The sequence below is a fragment of the Inquilinus sp. YAF38 genome (assembly GCF_052113205.1).
Classification (GTDB): Bacteria; Pseudomonadota; Alphaproteobacteria; order DSM-16000; family Inquilinaceae; genus Inquilinus.
Genome location: NZ_JBFRCU010000025.1, coordinates 1 through 18,628 on the forward strand (window position 1 = coordinate 1; position 18,628 = coordinate 18,628).

At 69.8% G+C, this 18,628-nt stretch carries 17 protein-coding genes; 13 read left to right on the plus strand and 4 right to left on the minus strand.

The annotated features are described in order from the left end of the window. On the minus strand, window positions 1–589 hold a 589-nt coding region (locus AB4Z01_RS13485; RefSeq protein WP_441694373.1), incomplete at its 3' end, for a hypothetical protein. Window positions 590–731: 142 nt separating this feature from the next. On the opposite strand from AB4Z01_RS13485, the gene AB4Z01_RS13490 reads away from it, so the two are divergent. After that, window positions 732–1,526, plus strand: a complete 795-nt coding sequence (locus AB4Z01_RS13490; RefSeq protein ID WP_441694375.1) for an exodeoxyribonuclease III — start codon at window positions 732–734, stop codon at window positions 1,524–1,526. Window positions 1,527–1,686: 160 nt separating this feature from the next. Here AB4Z01_RS13490 and AB4Z01_RS13495 read toward each other — a convergent pair whose 3' ends face one another. The 3 genes from AB4Z01_RS13495 to AB4Z01_RS13505 are packed head-to-tail and all read right to left on the minus strand — an operon-like array spanning window position 1,687 to window position 5,327. Continuing rightward, window positions 1,687–2,184, minus strand: coding sequence for a class I SAM-dependent methyltransferase (locus AB4Z01_RS13495; protein WP_441694376.1), 498 nt, complete (start codon window positions 2,182–2,184; stop codon window positions 1,687–1,689). Between the two features lie 8 nt (window positions 2,185–2,192). Further along, window positions 2,193–2,642 (minus strand): cyclic nucleotide-binding domain-containing protein, encoded by a 450-nt coding sequence (locus tag AB4Z01_RS13500; protein ID WP_429224980.1) that lies wholly within the window; start codon window positions 2,640–2,642, stop codon window positions 2,193–2,195. Between the two features lie 30 nt (window positions 2,643–2,672). Next, the gene (locus AB4Z01_RS13505; RefSeq protein ID WP_441694378.1) at window positions 2,673–5,327 is read right to left on the minus strand and encodes an ABC transporter transmembrane domain-containing protein; all 2,655 of its coding nucleotides are present in this window, start codon (window positions 5,325–5,327) and stop codon (window positions 2,673–2,675) included. Between the two features lie 198 nt (window positions 5,328–5,525). On the opposite strand from AB4Z01_RS13505, the gene AB4Z01_RS13510 reads away from it, so the two are divergent. From AB4Z01_RS13510 to AB4Z01_RS13565, 12 genes are all read left to right on the plus strand, one after another. Then, a complete protein-coding gene (locus AB4Z01_RS13510; RefSeq protein ID WP_441694379.1) occupies window positions 5,526–6,731 on the plus strand; it encodes a glycosyltransferase family protein in 1,206 nt (401 codons plus the stop codon). A gap of 7 nt (window positions 6,732–6,738) precedes the next feature. Then, window positions 6,739–7,989 carry a glycosyltransferase family 4 protein gene (locus AB4Z01_RS13515; protein WP_441694381.1) on the plus strand — a complete coding sequence of 417 codons (1,251 nt, stop codon included), beginning with the start codon at window positions 6,739–6,741 and terminating at the stop codon, window positions 7,987–7,989. After that, window positions 7,986–9,095: a glycosyltransferase family 4 protein gene (locus AB4Z01_RS13520; RefSeq protein ID WP_441694383.1), complete on the plus strand. Its 1,110-nt coding sequence runs from the start codon at window positions 7,986–7,988 to the stop codon at window positions 9,093–9,095. The genes AB4Z01_RS13515 and AB4Z01_RS13520 overlap by 4 nt, the downstream gene beginning before the upstream one ends. Then, window positions 9,092–9,676, plus strand: a complete 585-nt coding sequence (locus tag AB4Z01_RS13525; protein ID WP_441694384.1) for a histidine phosphatase family protein — start codon at window positions 9,092–9,094, stop codon at window positions 9,674–9,676. The genes AB4Z01_RS13520 and AB4Z01_RS13525 overlap by 4 nt, the downstream gene beginning before the upstream one ends. After that, a complete protein-coding gene (locus AB4Z01_RS13530; protein WP_441694386.1) occupies window positions 9,673–10,824 on the plus strand; it encodes a glycosyltransferase family protein in 1,152 nt (383 codons plus the stop codon). The genes AB4Z01_RS13525 and AB4Z01_RS13530 overlap by 4 nt, the downstream gene beginning before the upstream one ends. 95 nt (window positions 10,825–10,919) lie before the next feature. After that, the gene (locus tag AB4Z01_RS13535) at window positions 10,920–11,702 is read left to right on the plus strand and encodes a polysaccharide deacetylase family protein (RefSeq protein ID WP_441694388.1); all 783 of its coding nucleotides are present in this window, start codon (window positions 10,920–10,922) and stop codon (window positions 11,700–11,702) included. Beyond that, a complete protein-coding gene (locus tag AB4Z01_RS13540; protein ID WP_441694389.1) occupies window positions 11,699–12,265 on the plus strand; it encodes a hypothetical protein in 567 nt (188 codons plus the stop codon). The genes AB4Z01_RS13535 and AB4Z01_RS13540 overlap by 4 nt, the downstream gene beginning before the upstream one ends. Window positions 12,266–12,278: 13 nt before the next feature. Next, complete coding sequence (locus AB4Z01_RS13545; protein ID WP_441694391.1) at window positions 12,279–14,165, plus strand: ABC transporter ATP-binding protein; 1,887 nt, start codon at window positions 12,279–12,281, stop codon at window positions 14,163–14,165. Further along, window positions 14,162–16,072, plus strand: a complete 1,911-nt coding sequence (locus AB4Z01_RS13550; RefSeq protein ID WP_441694392.1) for an ABC transporter substrate-binding protein — start codon at window positions 14,162–14,164, stop codon at window positions 16,070–16,072. Before AB4Z01_RS13545 ends, AB4Z01_RS13550 begins: the two co-directional genes overlap by 4 nt. 37 nt (window positions 16,073–16,109) lie before the next feature. Further along, window positions 16,110–17,108 carry an ABC transporter permease gene (locus tag AB4Z01_RS13555; protein WP_441694394.1) on the plus strand — a complete coding sequence of 333 codons (999 nt, stop codon included), beginning with the start codon at window positions 16,110–16,112 and terminating at the stop codon, window positions 17,106–17,108. Then, the gene (locus AB4Z01_RS13560) at window positions 17,105–18,268 is read left to right on the plus strand and encodes an ABC transporter permease (protein ID WP_441694396.1); all 1,164 of its coding nucleotides are present in this window, start codon (window positions 17,105–17,107) and stop codon (window positions 18,266–18,268) included. The genes AB4Z01_RS13555 and AB4Z01_RS13560 overlap by 4 nt, the downstream gene beginning before the upstream one ends. Window positions 18,269–18,307: 39 nt before the next feature. Beyond that, complete coding sequence (locus AB4Z01_RS13565) at window positions 18,308–18,625, plus strand: type II toxin-antitoxin system TacA family antitoxin (RefSeq protein WP_441694398.1); 318 nt, start codon at window positions 18,308–18,310, stop codon at window positions 18,623–18,625. Window positions 18,626–18,628 lie beyond the last annotated feature (3 nt).

The following is an 18,628-nucleotide window of genomic DNA, read 5'->3' on the forward strand; positions in this document are numbered from 1 at the left end:
CAGCCGAGCGGGGCTCTGGCGGATCCTCATCGTCCTCGCCGTCCTCCGGCGGAATGAAGCCCAGCTCCTCGAGGGCCTCGTCGGCCATCTCCAGCCACTGCTTCACCTGCACCGGATAGCCCCAGCGCCGGCACAAGGCCGCCACCGCGACCTCGGCCCGGCTGGCTTCCACCAGCTCCGCCACCTCCGGCCGCTCCAGCCGTTCGCACACCTCGTCGGCGCGGCGGTCGGCCTCCTCCTCGTCCTTGGACACCTCAGAGGCGGCCGACATCATCGCCAGCCGGACCCGCAACTCGTGCCAGTCCTCCTGCGCCGCCTCGCGCTGCGCCGCAGCCTTGCGCCGCTCGGCGGCCTGACGCGACAGCTTGTCCTTGAGCAGCAGGGTCAGCCGCACGGCACGCGAGACGGTGGCGATCCGCTGGCAGTAGTCGACGCCGGGCTGCGGCGCCGACAGCGCCTCCCGCTGCGTCGCCCGGGCGATCGACATCTGGATCTCGACCAGCTCCGCCACCACGCACAGATCCGCCGCCCGCTCCTCCTGCGGAGCGGCCGGGGCCTCGGTGGTCGAATCGGTCTGCGCCTTGTTCATGGAACATAGCATGAACAAGATCGCCGATTAATACAATTGCACAATGTGTTTACAACGCCGAAGCGATCGCACGGTCCAGCAGCAGGCTGGGCAACCCTGGCGGGCTTCGCTAGGGTCGCGGGCCGCATCGCAGAGAGGGTCCATGCGCATCGCCACCTGGAACATCAACTCCGTCCGCCTGCGCCAGGAGCTGGTGCTGCGCCTGATCGACGAGACCGCGGCCGACATCATCTGCCTGCAGGAGACCAAGACCCCGGACCACCACTTCCCGCACCAGCCCTTCGTCGATCTCGGCTACCGCCACATCGCGATCGCCGGGATGAAGGGCTACAACGGCGTCGCCGTGATCTCGCGCCTGCCTTTCGAGAGCCACGAGATCCGGCACTGGTGCGGCAAGGAGGATTGCCGCCACATCGCCATCCGCCTGCCGGACGGCGTCGAGGTGCACAACCTGTACATCCCGGCCGGCGGCGACGTCCCGGACCCGGCGGTGAACGAGAAGTTCAAGCACAAGCTGCAGTTCCTGGACGAGATGACGGCCTGGTGGCCGCAGAACCGGACCCGGGACCAGAAGATGATCCTGGTCGGCGACCTGAACATCGCGCCGCTGGAGCACGACGTGTGGTCGCACAAGCAGCTGCTGGACGTGGTCAGCCACACCCCGATCGAGGTCGAGAAGCTGGCGGCGATGCAGTCGACGCTGGGCTGGGTCGACAGCGCCCGCACCTTCGTGCCGCCGGACCAGAAGCTGTACACGTGGTGGAGCTATCGCGCCGCCGACTGGCAGCTGTCCGACCGCGGCCGGCGCCTGGACCACATCTGGGTCACCCCGCCTCTGGCCGGCGGGCTGAAGGCCCACAGCACCCTGCGCGAGGCCCGCGGCTGGGAGCCGAAGCCGAGCGACCATGTGCCGGTGGTGGTCGATGTAGAAGTGTAAAGGCGGGCCGGCCTTTAGGGCCGGCCGTCCCCCTCTCTCTGTCATTGCCGGGCTTGACCCGGCAATCCAGTGGATTTCGACAGTCTCTGGATGCCCGGGTCAAGCCCGGGCATGACAGTTGGGGTTTGTCGGTTCGCTCTCACGAACCCAACCCATGGCGTCAACCCGCCAGCGGCCGCCGGTACAGGTAGTACCGCCCGGGCGAGACGCCGTCGGGCTCGGGCAGCTCCTCCCAGCCGGTGCCGGCGAAGCCGATATTGGCGACGACCATGCCGCCCGGTGCCAGGACCGGGCCGAGCAGCGGCGTCAGCGCCGCCGCCAGGGCCCGGTTGGCCATGTCGTCGCCGGTGCCGAGATCGGCATGGATCAGGGCCATGCCCTGCGGATGCGCCGCGACGAAGCCCGGCATGGTCTCCAGCACCTCGCCCAGCACCATGCGGTCGCGCGGCKGGATGCAGCCGGGATGGGCGGCGATATGGCGGTCGAACACCCAGATCGCGCGATCCGGCAGCGTCTCACGCAAATGATCGTAGGTGCGGCCGTTGCCGAGGCCGAGTTCCATGACGTCGCCGGGCAGGCCGGCGATGGCGCGCGCGGCCCAGTCGAGGCAGGCGCGCTGCGCCTGCATCCGGCGGATGAAGCTGTCGAGACGGCTCACGATCCGGGTCAGGCCGTCTGGCGGGCGCGGGCCGCTTCCTTGGTGGTCCGTTCGAGGCGCAGCGCCAGCACGCGCATGATCTCAATCGCCATCTGCGGGAATTCGGTGATCATGCGGAAGAACTGGTCCTTGGCGATGACGAGGGCGGTGACGTCGCTGCGCGCCTGCACCGTGGCGGTGCGCGGCACGTCACAGAGGATGGCGATCTCGCCGACGAAGTCGTTGCGGCCGACCGAGGCCACGGTCAGGGGGCCGGTCTCGGCATCGACGATCACGTCGGCCTCACCGTCGATGATGATGAAGGCGGCGCGGCCCATCTCCCCCTGCCGGCACAGCACCTGCCCCGCGGGGAAGCGGACGCGCTCGCTGGTGAAGGCCAGCAGCTTCAGCTTCGACGTGTCGATATTGGCGAAAAGCGGAATCCGCTTCAGCAACTCGACTTCTTCCGCAAGGCTCACCGATCGGTCCTCCAGCTCCCTGTTCGCATTCTACTCCGCTTCCAGCAATTCATGCAGCACGCTGCCGTCACGGTTGAGCGATTGGAAATCGCCGCGCTCGACGATGCGGCCGTGCCGCACCACGACGATGTCGGCGAACTCCCGGGCCATGCTGGGCCGATGCACGCCCCAGATCAAGCCGCGGTGCGCCCGCAGCTCCCGGATCGCGCGATGGACCCGGCTCTGCGCCACCCCGTCGAGCGACGAGGTGGCCTCGTTCAGCAGCAGCAGGTCGGCGTTCTTCAGCAGCGCCCGGCCGAGCCCGACCTTCTGCCGCTGCACCGCCGACAGCCGGCTGCCGGCGACGCCGACCGAGAAGTCGAGCCCGACCGCGATCACGCTGTCGCGCAGGTCGACCTCGTCGACCACGGTCTGGATCAGGCCCTGCACCCGCTCCGCCGCGTCTGGCCGGCCGTAGCGGATCTTGCCGAACAGGATGTTGTCCTGCAGCGACGCCGCCTCGTTGAACCGCTCGGCATCGAAGAACTCGATATGCCGCCGCAGATCCTGCGGCAGCTCGGCGGCGAACACCTTGCGCGCCTCGAGCAGGCGTTGCTGCAGGTCGGCCTCGAACACGCCCAGGCGGTGGCGGGACGGCACCAGCTTGAACGGAAGCGACAGCAGGCGGGTGCGGTCGGCCGGCCGCAGCGCCGCCGTGCCCTCCTTCTTCGCCCGCATCACGATCGGCTGGAACTCCGGCAGGTCCTCCGAGCCGATGAAGCTGAACTGCTCGAAGAACTCGTGGCCGGGCGGCAGGTCGGCGAACAGTTCGACCATGGTCTCGGCCATCTGGGCGCCGACCTTGATGAACTCCTCCATCAGGCCGGTGCGCTCCAGCACCGACAGCACATACTCGTTCTCGGCCAGCGCGTCGTAGGCGAAGACCGGCCCGACCGGCGTGCCGAACAGCAGGTTCTCGGCCACTGAGGCGGAGCTGTTGAAGCGCTCGGAATCATACAGCTCGACCAGGTCGCCGAGGTCGGTCTCGGCCAGGGTCTTGCGCACTGACACGCGCGCCGCCAGCACCCGGTCGGCGATCTCGGGCGCCTTGTCGGCGTCGATCGTTCCGTTCAGCCCGATGCGATAGACGTCCTGCTCCATGTCGACCGCCTGCAGGATCTCCAGCGCCTTGTCCTGCAGCGCCTCCGGCCCGTCGACCCCGGCCGCCTGGTAGTCGATCCAGTCGGCGTTGATGTCGAAATCGGTGTTGCCGGCCACCTGCGCCTCCGACGCCCGCCGGGCCCGGCGGCGCCTGGCCGTGTCGTCCTCGTATTGCGCCTCGCGCAGCGGCCGGTGGCACAGGCCGTAATACAGGTTCTGGCGCAGCGTGCCGGTGAACATGTAGCTGTGCGCGCCGACGAAGGCGAAGCGGCGGCCGATCACCGCCTCGGCCAGCGTCTCGTAGTCGTGCTCGCCGAGCCGGATCTTGCCGGTGGTCGGCGCGATCAGCCGCGCCATCATCAGCATCAGCTCGTCCTTGCCGACGCCGGCACCGACCAACGCGATCTGGCCGTCGGTCGGGAAGGTGCAGGTCAGCCCCTCGATCACGGTCATGCCGCTGTCGTCGACCAGCGAGACGGCGGAGAAGCTGAGCTCCTTCGGCAGCGGTCCCTCGATCGTCTGGTCGCCGGTGATGCGCTCGAGCGGCAGCAGCTCGGGCGGCTGGAACTGTTCCACCACCTGCTCGTACTTGATCCGGACGTCGGCCTGGCTCTGGTAGTAGTCGAGCAGGTCCTTCCACGGCGAGGCCAGGTCCTTGTAGGCGGCCAGCACCGCCACCAGCGCGCCGAGCTGGATGTCGCCGCGGATCACCAGCCAGCCGCCGATCGCGTAGAAGAAGAACGGCGTCAGCTGGTTGATGAAGTTGTTCAGGAACTTGATGAAGAACTTGCGGTTGTAGATCTCGAACCGGATGTCGTAGATCGTCCCCAGCCGGTCCGAGAAATCCGCCAGATGCACCGCGGTGGCGTCGTTGGCATGCATGTCGGTGATGCCGGAGACGGATTCGCCGATGCGGTCGGCCAGCTTGCGGACGGTGCGCACCCGCTCCTTGCCCAGCTGGTTCACCCGCTTCTGCAGCCGCGGGATCAGCCAGCCCTGCAGCGGGTACAGCGACACCGCCGCCGCGCCCAGGATCGGGTCCTGGACGAAGATGAAGTAGATGTAGACCAAGAGCGTCCCGGCCGACCAGATCGGCTGGACGAAGGCGTCGCCGATGAAGCCGCCCAGCGGCTCGACCTCCGAGGTGATCATCGGGATCATCTCGCCCTGCGAGGTCTTGCGGAAATGGGTCAGCGGGAAGCGCAGGATGCGGCAGTACAGGTCGTAGCGCAGCCGGCGCAGCATGCGTTCGCCCAGCTTGCCCTTGTAGACATTGATATAGAGCTTGAAGCCGCCGTTGACGAACACCAGCACCAGGAACAGGAACGACAGCAGCAGCAGGTATTCGATCCGGTCGAAATGGAAGCCGAAAAACACCTTCGGGAAATCGCCCGCATGCTTGTCGTCGATGGCGCCGTTGACGATCTGCTTCGGCAGATCCAGAGAATAATAGACAAAAGGAAACGAAATCAGCGTGATGATGAGGATATAGACCTGCTCGCGACGGCTGTGCCGCAAGATGAACTTGAAGATATTGGAATCCATCGCGATCCAGGTCCAGCCTCGCCAGGCACGGGCTGGACCATAGCGTGAACTTTCCGCGGCGCAAAGCATGTGACGGCGGTCACGGGCCGCCGCGGGAGCGAAGGGTGCGGGTGACGGGTCCGAAGCCTTCGTGCTAAAAGCGCGCCGGGCGGCAAGGTTCGCCCGCGTGCCCGTTCCGGTCCCAGGTGACAAGGCTGCATGGCGAAGCGTACCGCTCAGGCCAGAGTCCTGATCTACAGCCACGATAGCTTCGGCCTCGGCCATCTGCGCCGCTGCCGCACCATCGCGCACGCCCTGGTGGCGCGGCACAGCGACCTGTCGGTGCTGATCCTGTCCGGCTCGCCGATCATCGGCAGCTTCGATTTCCGCAGCCGGGTCGACTTCGTCCGCATCCCCGGCGTGATCAAGCTGCGCAACGGCGACTACACCTCGCTGTCGCTGCACATCGACATCGAGGAGACGCTGGCGATGCGCGCCTCGATCATCGAGCACACCGCCGCGATCTTCGACCCCGACCTGTTCATCGTCGACAAGGAGCCGCTGGGCCTGCGCGGCGAGGTCAAGCAGACGCTGGAGATGCTGCGCGACCGCGGCACCCGCACCGTGCTGGGCCTGCGCGACGTGATGGACGAGCCGTCGCTGCTGGCCCCGGAATGGGAGCGCAAGAACGTCGTCCCGGCGCTGGAGAGCCTGTACGACCAGCTGTGGATCTACGGCCTGCCGGAGATCTGCGATCCGCTGCAGGACATCGAGCTGCCGGATTCGGTGCGCGCCCGGATGACCTACACCGGCTATCTGCGCCGGCGGGCGCCGACCAACGTGCCGGCCGACGCGGCGCCGCTGGCCGATCCCTACATCCTGGTCACGCCCGGCGGCGGCGGCGACGGCGAGGACCTGGTCGACTGGGTGCTGTCGGCCTATGAGTTGGACCGCACCATGCCCTGCGCCGCGCTGATCGTGCTGGGTCCGTTCATGCAGCGCGAGCGCCAGGCCGAGTTCATGGCCCGCGCCGCCAGGCTGGACGATGTCGAGGTCATCACCTTCGACGCCCGGATCGAGCATCTGATGATCCGCGCCGCCGGCGTCGTCGCCATGGGCGGCTACAACACCTTCTGCGAGATCCTGTCCTTCGACAAACGGGCGCTGCTGGTGCCGCGGGTAAGACCGCGGCTGGAACAACATATCCGGGCCTCCCGCGCCGCCGAGCTCGGCCTGGTCAGCATGCTCGACCAGGACGGGCCGGGCGATCCGGCGGTGATGGTGCGGGCGCTGCGCGCCCTGCCCGGCCAGCCGCTGCCCTCGACCCGCTTCATCCCCGGCCTGCTCGACGGGCTCGATGCCGTCGACCGGCTGGCGATGGACGCGATCGATCCGCCCTCATCCTCGATCCGCGCGACAGCCTGAGCCCAGCATGACCGAGAGAGTTCAGAACGACGGCCTGACCGCCATCGTGGTCAAGGGGTATCCGCGGCTGTCGGAGACCTTCATCGCCCAGGAGATCCTGGGGCTGCAGCAGCTCGGCCAGCGCCAGCTGATCGTGTCGCTGCGCCACCCGACCGACACCAAGGTGCACGCGCTGAACCAGCGCATCACCGCGCCGGTGCTGTACCTGCCGGAATATCTGTATCAGGAGCAGCCGCGGGTGGCGGCGGCGCGCGACTGGGCCAGGCGCCAGCCCGGCTACGCCGCCGCCTATGCCGCCTTCCGCCGCGACTACCGGCGCGACCCGACGCCGAATCGCTGGCGCCGCTTCGGCCAGGCCTGCGTGCTGGCGCAGGAGCTGCCGCCGGAGACGTCGTGGATCTACGTCCACTACCTGCACACCCCGGCCTCGGTCGGCCGCTACGCCGCGCTGATCCGCGGCCTGCCCTGGAGCGTCTCGGCCCACGCCAAGGACATCTGGACCACGCCGGAATGGGAGCTGCGCGAGAAGCTGGCCGAGGCCCGCTGGGCCGCCACCTGCACCGCGGTGAACCACGGCTATCTGGCGAAGCTGGCGCCTGAACCGGCCCGGGTATCGCTGGTGCATCACGGCCTCGATTTCAGCCGCTTCCCCGACCCGATCGCCCGGCCGCGACGGGACGGCCGCGACCCGAACGACCCGGTGCGGCTGATCTCGGTCGGCCGCGCGGTCGAGAAGAAGGGCTTCGACCGGCTGCTCGACGCCTTCGCGGCGCTGCCGGGCCGCCAGGCCTGGCACTGGACCCATATTGGCGGCGGCGCCCTGTTGTCGGAGCTGCGGGCCCAGGCGACACGGCTGGGCCTGGCCGACCGGATCGAATGGCGCGGCGCCCTGACCCAGGATGCGGTGCTGGCGGCGCTGCTCGACTCCGACCTGTTCGTGCTGACCGCGCGCATCGCCGCCGATGGCGACCGTGACGGGCTGCCGAACGTGCTGATGGAGGCGCAGGCCACCGGCCTGTGCTGCCTCGCCACCTCGGTCTCCGCGATCCCGGAGCTGATCCTGCATGGCGAGACCGGGGTGCTGGTGCCGCCGGACGACGTGCCGGCAGCAGCCGACGCGCTGTCCGGGCTGATCGCCGACCCGGCCCGCCGCGCCAAGCTGGGCGCTGCCGGGGCCGCGCGGGTGCGGCGCGACTTCGGCTTCGCCATCGGCCTGGCCAAGCTGGCCCGCCGCTTCGGCTTGCCGGGACCCGGATGAGGGTCGCCTTCTACGCGCCGATGAAGCCGCCCGGCCATCCGGTGCCGTCGGGCGACCGGCGCATGGCGCGGCTGCTGATCGAGGCGCTGCGGCGCGGCGGGCACGAGGTCCGCCCGGCCAGCCGGCTGCGCAGCTGGGATCCGGGTCTGGACCCGGCCCGGCCGGCGCGGATCGAGGCGCTGGGCGCCCGCATCGCCGACCGGCTGGCCCGGCGCTGGCAGGCGTCGCCGGAGCGGCCGGATGTCTGGTTCACCTACCACCTGTACCACAAGGCGCCGGACTGGCTGGGGCCGCCGGTGGCCGAGGCGCTGGGCATCCCCTATGTCGCGGCCGAGGCCTCGCATGCGCCGCGCCGGGCCGAGGGACCCTGGGCGGCCGGGCACCGGGCCGCGGCAGCGGCGATCCGCCGGGCCGCGGCGCTGGTCACCTTCAGCGAGCGCGATGCGGCCGGCCTGGCGTCCCTGGTGCCGGCGGACCGGATCGTGCGGCTGCCGCCCTTCCTCGACGCCGCACCCTTCGCCGCCGTGACCCGCCGGCCGGCCGATCCGCCGCGCCTCCTCGCCATCGGCATGATGCGCGAGGGCGACAAGGAGCGGTCCTATGTCCTGCTCGCGGACGCCCTGCGGCGCCTCGGCGACCGGTCGTGGACCCTGGCCGTGGTCGGGGACGGCCCGGCCCGGCCGCGGATCGAGCCGCTCTACGACCCGGCCCGGACCGCGTTCCGCGGCTCAATGCCGCCCGAATCGCTGCCGCAGGTGCTGGCCGAGGCCGACCTGTTCGTCTGGCCGGCGATCAACGAGGCCTTCGGCATGGCGCTGCTCGAGGCGCAGGCCGCCGGCCTGCCCGCGGTGGCCGGGGCGGCCGGGGGCGATGCCGGCGGCGTAGTCCAAATCCTGCGCCAGGGCGAGACCGGGTTGCTTGTGTCGCCGGACGATGCCGGCGCCTTCGCCGAGGCCGTCGCGACCCTGCTGGACGACCCGGCCCGGCGGCATGCCATGGGCCACGCCGCACGCGCCAACATCCTGGCCCGCCACGACATCGCCGCCGCCGCCGTCATCCTCGACCGCACCCTGGCGCGGATCGCCGCCGGACAGGCCCCGGCATGACCCGCCTCCTCGTCCTGCGCCACGCCCCCACCGAGTGGAACGCCGGGCGCCGCATCCAGGGCCGGGCCGACATCCCGCTGTCGGAGGCCGGGCGCGCCGCGGCGGCGCGGTGGCGCCTGCCGGACTGGACGGCCGGCTGGCAGGTGCTGGCCAGCCCGTTGTCCCGGGCGCTGGAAACGGCGCGGCTGCTGGGCCTCGACCCTACGCCGGAGCCGGCGCTGACCGAGCTGGACTGGAGCGGCTGGGAAGGGCTGCGCCTGTCCGACAAGTCCCGGATCGACCCGGCGGAGCTGGCCCGGCGCGAGGCGTTGGGCCTGGACTTCCGCGCCCCGGGCGGCGAGTCCTACCGCGAGCTGCAGGTCCGGCTGGCGCCGCTGCTGCTGCGGCTGGCCGCCGCGGGGCGCGACACCGTGGCCGTTTGTCATCGCGGCGTCATCCTGGCGCTCTATGCCTGCGCCGCCGATTGGACCATGATCGGCGATGCGCCGGACGGGTTGCAGTGGGGCTGCGCACACCTGTTCCGGCTGGACTCTACGGGGGCGCCGGTGATCGAGCGGCTGAACATTTCTTTGGCAGCATGAAGGTTCTGTTCCACGTTCAGCATCTGCTCGGCATCGGCCATGTCCGGCGGGCCGCGGCGATCGCCCGCGCCCTGACCGAGGCCGGCTTCGCCGTCACCGTGGCCCAGGGCGGCTTTGACGTTCCCGGCACCGACTGGGGCGGCGCCGAGGTGGTGAAGCTGCCGCCGGTGCGGTCCGCCGACACCGGCTTCCGCACCCTGCTCGACGCCGAGGACCGGCCGATCGACACCGGCTGGAAGAAGCGCCGCACCGCCGATCTGCTGGCCCTGCTGGCCCGGACCAGGCCCGACATCCTGCTGGTCGAGACCTTCCCCTTCGGCCGCCGCGCCTTCGCCTTCGAGCTGGTGCCGATGCTGGAGATCGCGCGCCGCGCCAGCCCGCGGCCGCTGATCGCCTGCTCGGTCCGCGACATCCTGGTCGACAAGCAGGACCCGGCCAAGGTCGAGGCGATGGCCGACACCGCGCTGGCCCTGTTCGACCTGGTGCTGGTGCATGGCGACCCGGCGGTGATCCCGTTCGAGGCCAGCTTCCCGCCCGCCCCGCGGGTGGCCGGGCTGATCCGCTACACCGGCTATGTCGGCGCGCCCTCGACCCGCGAGGCGCCGCCGGGCGACGGCGTCGACGAAGTGGTCGTTTCGGTCGGCGGCGGCGCGGTGGGCGCCGAGCTGCTGCGCACTGCCCTGGCCGCCCGCGCCCTCTCCAGCCAGAGCCAGGCCCGCTGGCGGCTGCTGGCCGGGCCGGACCTGCCCGCCGGCACATTGGCCGCATTGAGCGAAGCGGCGCCGGAGGGCGTGATCGTCGAGCCGGCGCGGCCGGATTTCCCGAGCCTGCTGGCGCGCTGCCGCCTGTCGGTCAGCCAGGCCGGCTACAACACGGTGATGGATGTGATGCGGGCCGGCTGCCGCGCCGTGTTCGTGCCCTTCGCCGCCGCTGGCGAGACCGAGCAGACCCGGCGCGCGGAACTGCTGGCGGCCCGCGGCCATTGTCTCGTGGTGCCGGAGGCCGGGCTGACGCCGGAACGGCTGGCCCGGGCGGTGGACGACGCCATGGCGGCGCCCCCGCCGCCGCGGGCGGCGCTGGCCCTGGACGGCGCCCGGACCGCGGCGATCCTGCTGCGCGATGCCGCGGAAAGACGGAGCGCCGCGTGAGGGGGATGGAGGATCAGGACATCGCGGATGCAGGACTTGCCGCCCGGCCGCGGGCTGCGGCTATAGTGCCGCTTTCGTCCGCATCATTCCGATTCATGCCCGAACCTCCTGCCCTGCCCCTGCCCGATTCCTGGACCGAGCTGCGGGCCGAGCTGGACCGGTGGGCCGCGCTCGGCCGCCATGCCGCCTTCTGGTGGCGCGACGACGACGCCGTGGCGCCGGGCCCGGCGCTGGACCGGTTGCTGGCCCTGGCCGCGCGCCATGGCCGCTGGGTCGCGCTGGCGGTCATCCCCGCCGGGGCCGAGCCGGCACTGGTCGACCGCCTGGCTGGCACGTCGGCAGTGGTGATCCAGCATGGCTGGGCGCACCGGTCGCATGCGCCGGCCGGCGAGAAGACCGCCGAGCTGGGCGATCATCGCCCGGCCGAAACCGTCCTGGTCGAGCTGACCACCGGCCGAGAGCGGCTGGAGACGCTGTTCGGCGACCGCTTCCGCCCGGTGCTGGCGCCGCCCTGGAACCGCATCGGCCCACAGATCCGCGCCCGGCTGGGCGAGGTGGGCCTCAACATCCTGTCCGGCTTCGGCGCCCGCGACGCGGCCCCCGGCCCGGCGCAGCTCAACACCCATGCCGATCCGATCGACTGGCGCGGCGGCCGCGGCTTCGCCGGCATCGACCGGGCACTGGCGCCGATCCTGCGCCACCTGGCCGACCGCCGGAACGGCATCGCCGACCCCGAGGAGCCGACCGGCCTCCTGACCCACCACCTGGCGCATGACGACGAAGGATGGATCTTTCTCGACGGCCTGCTGAGTCTGCTGGCCCGGCATCCGGCCGCGGCCTGGCCGGCCCCCGACAGCCTGTTCGGAGCCCGGACATGACCGCCCACCGCTATGACATGGCCGAGCTGGGGGGCGACTATGCGCGCGGCGCGGCCGGGCTGGCGCTGACCGCGCTGCCGCTGATCCTGCTGCCGATGCACTGGATCGTCGCCGTGGCCTTCGGCGCCGCGGCGCTGGTGTTCCTGGCCTTCCTGCTGCGCACCTGGCTGCGGCACCGCAGCGTGATCGAGGTCGACGGCCAGGGCATCGTCGCCCACGGCCCGCTCGGCACCCGCATCGCCTGGCGCGACCTGTCCGGCTTCCGGCTGCGCTACTTCTCGGTCCGGCGCGACCGGCAGCGCGGCTGGATGCAGCTGGACCTGCGCGGCAGCGGCCGGCGTCTCAGGGTCGAATCCACCATCAGCGGCTTCGACGAGATCGTGTCGCAGGCGCATGACGCGGCGATCGCCAAGGCGCTGCCGATCGACGATTCGAGCCAGGCCAACCTGATGTCGCTCGGCGTCGTCGCGCCCCAGGCCGGGCTGGCCGAACGCTGGGGCCTGCGTCCTGCAGCCGATGGGCCCGCGGCCGACGAGCCTGCCTCCGATGGGCCCAAGCAATGAGGGGTCCGCCGCGGTGACCGATATCCTGCGACTGGACGGTCTGCGCATCGGCTTCGCCGTGCCCGGCGGCACGCTGGAGGCCGTGCGCGGCGTGTCGCTGCGGGTGCCGGCCGGCAAGACGGTCGCCGTGGTCGGCGAAAGCGGCTCCGGCAAATCGGTGCTGGCCCAGTCGGTGATGGGCATCCTGCCCGGCAACGGCCGGGTCACCGGCGGCAAGATCCTGTTCAGCGACCCGGACAAGCCGGGTACGGTCGTCGACCTGGCCAAGCTGCCGCAGGAAAGCCCGGAATACCGCGACATCCGCGGCGGCCGGATCTCGATGATCTTCCAGGAGCCGATGACCTCGCTGTCGCCGCTGCACACGGTCGGCAACCAGATCGTCGAGGCGGTGCGGCTGCACCGGCCGGTCGGCCCGACCGAGGCGCGCGACCTGGCCCGCGAGATGCTGCGGCTGGTCGGCTTCCCCAACCCGGCCCGGGCGCTGAAGACCTACCCGTTCGAGCTGTCGGGCGGCTTGCGCCAGCGCGCCATGATCGCCATGGCCCTGGTCTGCCGCCCCGCCCTGCTGATCGCCGACGAGCCGACCACCGCGCTGGACGTCACCATCCAGGCCCAGATCCTGAAGCTGATGCAGGACCTGCAGGCCGAGCTGGGGATGGCGATCCTGATCATCACCCACGACCTCGGCATCGTCGCCAACATCGCCGACGAGGTGGTGGTGATGTATCGCGGCGAGGTGATGGAATCCGGCCCGCTCGGTCCGATCTTCACCGATCCCCGCCACCCCTATCTGAAGGCGCTGCTGCGGGCGGTGCCGCGCTTCGACATGGGGCATGAGCGGCTGATGCCGATCCGCGAGATCCGGCAGGCCGACGGCCATATGATGGGGACCGAGACGAAGGCCTGGACCGAGGCGGCGGAGGCCGCCGGCCCGCTGCTCAAGGTCGAGGGCGTGTCGAAGACCTTCGCCATCCGCAACAGCGGCCTGTTCGGCGGCGGCCAGGAGGAGCGGATCATCGCGGTCGACGACGTCTCCTTCACCATCCGCCGCGGCGAATGCCTGGGGCTGGTCGGCGAATCCGGCTGCGGCAAGACCACCCTGTCGAAGATCCTGATGCGGGCGCTGACCCCGGACGAGGGCAGCATCCGCTTCAACGACCACGGCAAGCCGCTCGACGTGCTGGCGCTGGAGGGCCAGGACCTGAAGGCGTTCCGTCCGCGCATGCAGTTCATCTTCCAGGATCCGTTCAGCTCGCTGAACCCGCGGATGACGGTGTTCGACATCCTGACCGAGCCCCTGACCATCCATGGCATCGGCAACCCGGCCAAGCGCAAGGCGATCGCCAAGGAGCTGATGGAGCTGGTCGGGCTCGACATCCGCCACCTGCAGCGCTACCCGCACAGCTTCTCCGGCGGCCAGCGGCAGCGCATCGGCATCGCCCGGGCGCTGGCGCTGCGCCCCGACCTGGTGATCTGCGATGAGCCGGTCTCGGCGCTGGACGTCTCGATCCAGGCCCAGATCCTGAACCTGCTGAAGGACCTGAAGGCCCGGCTGGGCCTGACCTATCTGTTCATCAGCCACAATCTCGCGGTCGTCGACTACATCGCCGACCGGATCATGGTGATGTGCCGTGGCCGGGTGGTGGAGCTGGCACCGCGCGCCTCGCTGTTCGCCCAACCGGTGCATCCCTACACCAAGGCGCTGCTGGCCGCGGTGCCGGCCCCCGACCCGTCGCGGCGGTTGGACTTCGCGGCGCTGATGGATGGCCGGGCCTCCGACCCCGGGGCGTGGCCGGCGCCGTTCACCCTGGGGCCCGACAAGCCGGGCCGGCTGGTCGAGGTCCATAGGGGCCATTTCGTCCGCGCCACCGAGATGCCCGCGCTGGAGCTGGCGTCGTGATCCGGCTGCTCCGGCTGATCGCCCTGCTGCTGGCCGCCGCCGCGCTGGCCGCCCCCACGCTGGCCAACGACCTGCCGCCCCTGGTCGAGACGCCGGTCTATGCCCAGGACGTCGCCGCCGGCAAGCTGCCGCCGGTGGCGCAGCGGATCCCGCAGGTGCCCTGGGTCGTCGACATGGCGGCCGAGAACAAGGAGCCCGGACAGCCGGGCGGCGAGATCAGCTGGATGGTCGCCCGGGGCCGCGATCTCCGGGTCATGAACACCTACAGCTATGCCCGGCTGGTCGGCTACGGCACCGACTTCAAGCTGCATCCGGACATCCTGCTGTCCTACGACGTGCAGGACGAGAAGGTGTTCACCCTGCATCTGCGGCCCGGCCACAAATGGTCGGACGGCCAGCCCTTCACCAGCGACGACTTCCGGTTCTCCTGGGAGGACGTCGAGCTGAACAAGGAGCTGGAGCCCTACGGCCCTGACACGCGGCTGCTGGTCGACGGGGAGGCACCGAAGGTCGAGTACCCGGATGCCCTGACCGTGCGCTACTCCTGGTCCAAACCGAATCCGGAATTCCTGACCTCGCTGGCCGGGGCCGCGCCGCTCTACATCTACGCGCCGGCGCATTACCTGAAGCAGTTCCACAAGAGATACGCCGACCCCAAGGCGCTGGAATCGCTGGTGCGGCAAGCCGGGATGCGCAACTGGGTCGCGCTCTACAACCTGCGCAGCAAGCTGATCGATTCGGCCAATCCGGACCTGCCGGTGCTGGAGCCGTGGGTCAACACCACCCGTGCGCCGGCCGAACGCTTCGTCTTCGTCCGCAACCCCTATTATCACCGCATCGACAGCCAGGGCCGGCAGCTGCCCTATCTCGACCGGGTGATCGTCAACATCGTCGCGCCTTCGCTGATCCCGGCCAAGGCCGGGGCCGGCGATGCCGACCTGCAACAGCGGGGCCTGCGCTTCGACGACATCAGCTTCCTCAAGGCCGGCCAGCAGACCGGGCACTACAAGGTACGGCTGTGGCCGACGGCGCTGGGCTCCGAGGTGGCGCTGTATCCGAACATGAACTGCAACGACCCGGATTGGCGCGCCCTGAACCGCGACGTGCGGGTGCGCCGGGCCCTGTCGCTGGCGATCAACCGCGACGAGATCAACCAGGTGGTGTTCTTCGGCCTGGCCCGGCCGAGCCAGAACACGGTGCTGCCGGAATCGCCCTATTATGATCCGGCCGAGGCGACGGAGTGGACGCAGTTCGACCTGGGCAAGGCCAACGCCCTGCTGGACGAGGCCGGGCTGGGCAACCGCGACAGCGACGGCATCCGCCTGATGCCGAACGGCCGCCGGATGGAGATCGTGGTCGAGAGCACCGGCGAGCGCAGCCTCGAAGCCGACATCCTGCAGCTGATCAAGGACACCTGGGCCAAGGTCGGCGTCGCCCTCTACACCACCCAGTCGCAGCGCGACGTGTTCCTGCAGCGGATCTTCTCCGGCGACACGGTGATGTCGGTGTGGACCGGCATCGACAATGCCCTGATCACCCCGACCACCGCGCCGGCGGAGCTGGCGCCGGTCGACCAGAACTGGCTGCAATACCCGAAATGGGGCCAGTACCTGCAGACCAAGGGCACTGCCGGCGAGAAGGCGGACGAGCCCTTCGCCCTGCAGCTGCTGGCGCTGTATGACGAATGGCGCAACACCACCGACGACGACCGCCGCGACGCCATCACCCGCGAGATGCTCCGCATCCAGTCGGACCAGGTCACCTCGATCGGCACGGTGCAGGGCGTGCTGGCGCCGATCGTGGTCAAGACCCGCGTGCACAACGTGCCGGAGAAGGCCATCCTGTCCTGGGATCCCGGCGCGCATTTCGGCATCTACCGGCCCGACACCTTCTGGGTGGACCCATGACAGCGGGCACGGTCCTGGCACAGGGGGCAGGGACACCATGCTGAGCTATATCGCCCGGCGCCTCCTGGTGATGATCCCGACCCTGCTCGCGATCAGCTTCATCAGCTTCGCCATCATCCAGGCCCCCCCCGGCGACTACCTGACCACCATGGTCAATGAGCTGCGCAGCCGCGGCGAGTCGATGAACCCGGCCCAGATGCAGTTCATGCGCGAGACCTACGGCTTCGACCAGCCCTTCCTGCTGCAATATCTGTCCTGGCTGGGCAACTGCCTGCGCGGCGATTTCGGCTGGTCGTTCGAGTACAACATGCAGGTGACCGCGGTGGTCGGCGACCGCATGTTCCTGACCATCCTGCTGACCATCGCCACCACGATCTTCATCTGGGTGGTGTCGTTCCCGATCGGGATCTATTCGGCAACGCACCAGTACAGCATCGGCGACTACGGGCTGACCTTCCTGGGCTTCCTCGGCCTCGCCACGCCGAACTTCCTGCTGGCCCTGGTGCTGCTGTACCTGGCCAACCAGTGGTTCGGCATCTCCATCGGCGGGCTGATGGACCCGAAATACCTGGACCAGCCAATGAGCTGGGGCAAGTTCGTCTCGGTGCTCGAGCATCTCTGGGTGCCCGTGATCGTGATCGGCACCTCCGGCACCGCGGCGATGATCCGGCGGCTGCGCGCCAACCTGCTGGACGAGCTGCAGAAGCAGTACTACGTCACCGCGCTGGCCAAGGGCATGAAGCGGCGCCGGGCGCTGCTGAAATACCCGCTGCGCATGGCGCTGAACCCGTTCATCGCCGATATCGGCAACATCCTGCCGCACCTGATCTCCGGCGCCACCATCGTCTCGGTGGTGCTGAGCCTGCCGACCGCGGGCCCGCTGCTGCTGTCGGCGCTGCAGAGCCAGGACATGTATCTCGCCGGCTCCTTCGTGCTGTGGATGGCGGTGCTGACGGTGATCGGCACGCTGGTCTCGGACTTGGCGCTGGCGGTGCTGGATCCCCGCATCCGCCTGTCGGGAGGGGCCGTGAAATGAGCGACGTCCCCCGCGAGCCCCAGCACTACGTCAACCCGGCGCCCTGGGACCCCTATCTCGAGGCGCCGCTGACGCCGCAGCAGGAACGCTACTTCCTGGCGTCGCAATGGCGGATCATGTGGTGGAAGCTGAAGCGCCACCGCCTGGCCGCGATCTCCGGCGTGGTGCTGCTGCTGGCCTATCTCTCGATCCTGGTCAGCGAATTCCTGGCGCCCTACGGGCTGGACAGCCGCCACACCGGCCACATCTATGCGCCGCCGCAGCAGGTCCGGTTCTTCCACGAGGGCAGCTTCGTCGGCCCCTATGTCTATGGCTACCAGTACTCGCTCGACATGGATTCAATGCGGCGGGTCTACACCGAGGACCGCGCGCAGCCGCAGCCGCTGCGCTTCTTCTGCCATGGCGACGCCTATCGGTTCTGGGGGATGTTCGAGGCCGACCTGCACCTGGTCTGCCCGCCCGAGCACGGCACTTTCTTTCTGTTCGGCACCGACCGACTTGGCCGCGACATGCTGAGCCGCATCCTCTACGGCGCCCGGATCTCGCTGACCGTCGGGCTGATCGGCATCACCGTCAGCTTCATTCTCGGCATCACCATCGGCGGCCTGGCCGGCTATTACGGCGGCTGGATCGACAACGTCGTCAACCGGCTGATCGAGGTGATCCAGAGCTTTCCGCAGCTGCCGCTGTGGATGGCCCTGTCGGCATCCCTGCCCGTGACCTGGAGCCCGATCCTGGTGTTCATGGGCATCACCATCATCCTCGGCCTGGTGGAATGGACCGGCCTGGCCCGGTCGGTGCGGTCGAAGCTGCTGGCGTTGCGCGAGGAGGATTTCTGTGTCGCCGCCCAACTGATGGGCGCGCAGCCGCCGCGGATCATCTTCCGCCACCTGCTGCCGAGCTTCATGAGCCACCTGATCGCCTCGGCCACCCTGACCATCCCGGGCATGATCCTGGGCGAGACGGCGCTGAGCTTCCTCAACCTCGGCCTCCGGCCCCCGGTCACCAGCTGGGGCGTGCTGCTGAACGAGGCGCAGAACATCAACGTCGTCGCGCTCTACCCCTGGCTGCTGATGCCGGTGCTGCCGGTGATCATCGTGGTGCTGGCCTTCCAGTTCTTCGGCGACGGCCTGCGCGACGCCGCGGACCCGTACCGGTAGGGAAGGTCTGTATTGCAATTTGCGCTACAAGCAGCTAGATTGCGGCAGGAGACGCCGATGACGAACAAAGCCGAGCGCAAGGAACACCCGATTTCGATGCGCCTGCCGGAGGCCGACATCGCGATGATCGATCGCGCCGCCGGCCTTCGCGGCCGGTCGCGCACGGATTTCGTGCGCGACGCAGCCGTCCGTGCCGCCGAGGATGTGCTGATGGAGAACCGGCTGATCCGCATGACGCCGGAGGGTTTCGCCGATTTCATGGCGGCCCTGTCCGCGCCGGCCGGCCCGGTGCCCGAGATGGTAGAGCTGATGAGGCGACCCGCGCCGTGGGAGCCGGGCGGCGTCGCGAAGCGCTGACCC

Bases quoted from the DNA above. Each gene is read 5' to 3' on its own strand.
- AB4Z01_RS13540 (WP_441694389.1), top strand. From the start codon at position 11,699: ATGACCGCCCACCGCTATGACATGGCCGAGCTGGGGGGCGACTATGCG.
- AB4Z01_RS13530 (WP_441694386.1), top strand. From the start codon at position 9,673: ATGAAGGTTCTGTTCCACGTTCAGCATCTGCTCGGCATCGGCCATGTC.
- AB4Z01_RS13535 (WP_441694388.1), top strand. From the start codon at position 10,920: ATGCCCGAACCTCCTGCCCTGCCCCTGCCCGATTCCTGGACCGAGCTG.
- AB4Z01_RS13525 (WP_441694384.1), top strand. From the start codon at position 9,092: ATGACCCGCCTCCTCGTCCTGCGCCACGCCCCCACCGAGTGGAACGCC.
- AB4Z01_RS13510 (WP_441694379.1), top strand. From the start codon at position 5,526: ATGGCGAAGCGTACCGCTCAGGCCAGAGTCCTGATCTACAGCCACGAT.
- AB4Z01_RS13560 (WP_441694396.1), top strand. From the start codon at position 17,105: ATGAGCGACGTCCCCCGCGAGCCCCAGCACTACGTCAACCCGGCGCCC.
- AB4Z01_RS13515 (WP_441694381.1), top strand. From the start codon at position 6,739: ATGACCGAGAGAGTTCAGAACGACGGCCTGACCGCCATCGTGGTCAAG.
- AB4Z01_RS13490 (WP_441694375.1), top strand. From the start codon at position 732: ATGCGCATCGCCACCTGGAACATCAACTCCGTCCGCCTGCGCCAGGAG.
- AB4Z01_RS13505 (WP_441694378.1), bottom strand. From the start codon at position 5,327: ATGGATTCCAATATCTTCAAGTTCATCTTGCGGCACAGCCGTCGCGAG.
- AB4Z01_RS13520 (WP_441694383.1), top strand. From the start codon at position 7,986: ATGAGGGTCGCCTTCTACGCGCCGATGAAGCCGCCCGGCCATCCGGTG.
- AB4Z01_RS13555 (WP_441694394.1), top strand. From the start codon at position 16,110: ATGCTGAGCTATATCGCCCGGCGCCTCCTGGTGATGATCCCGACCCTG.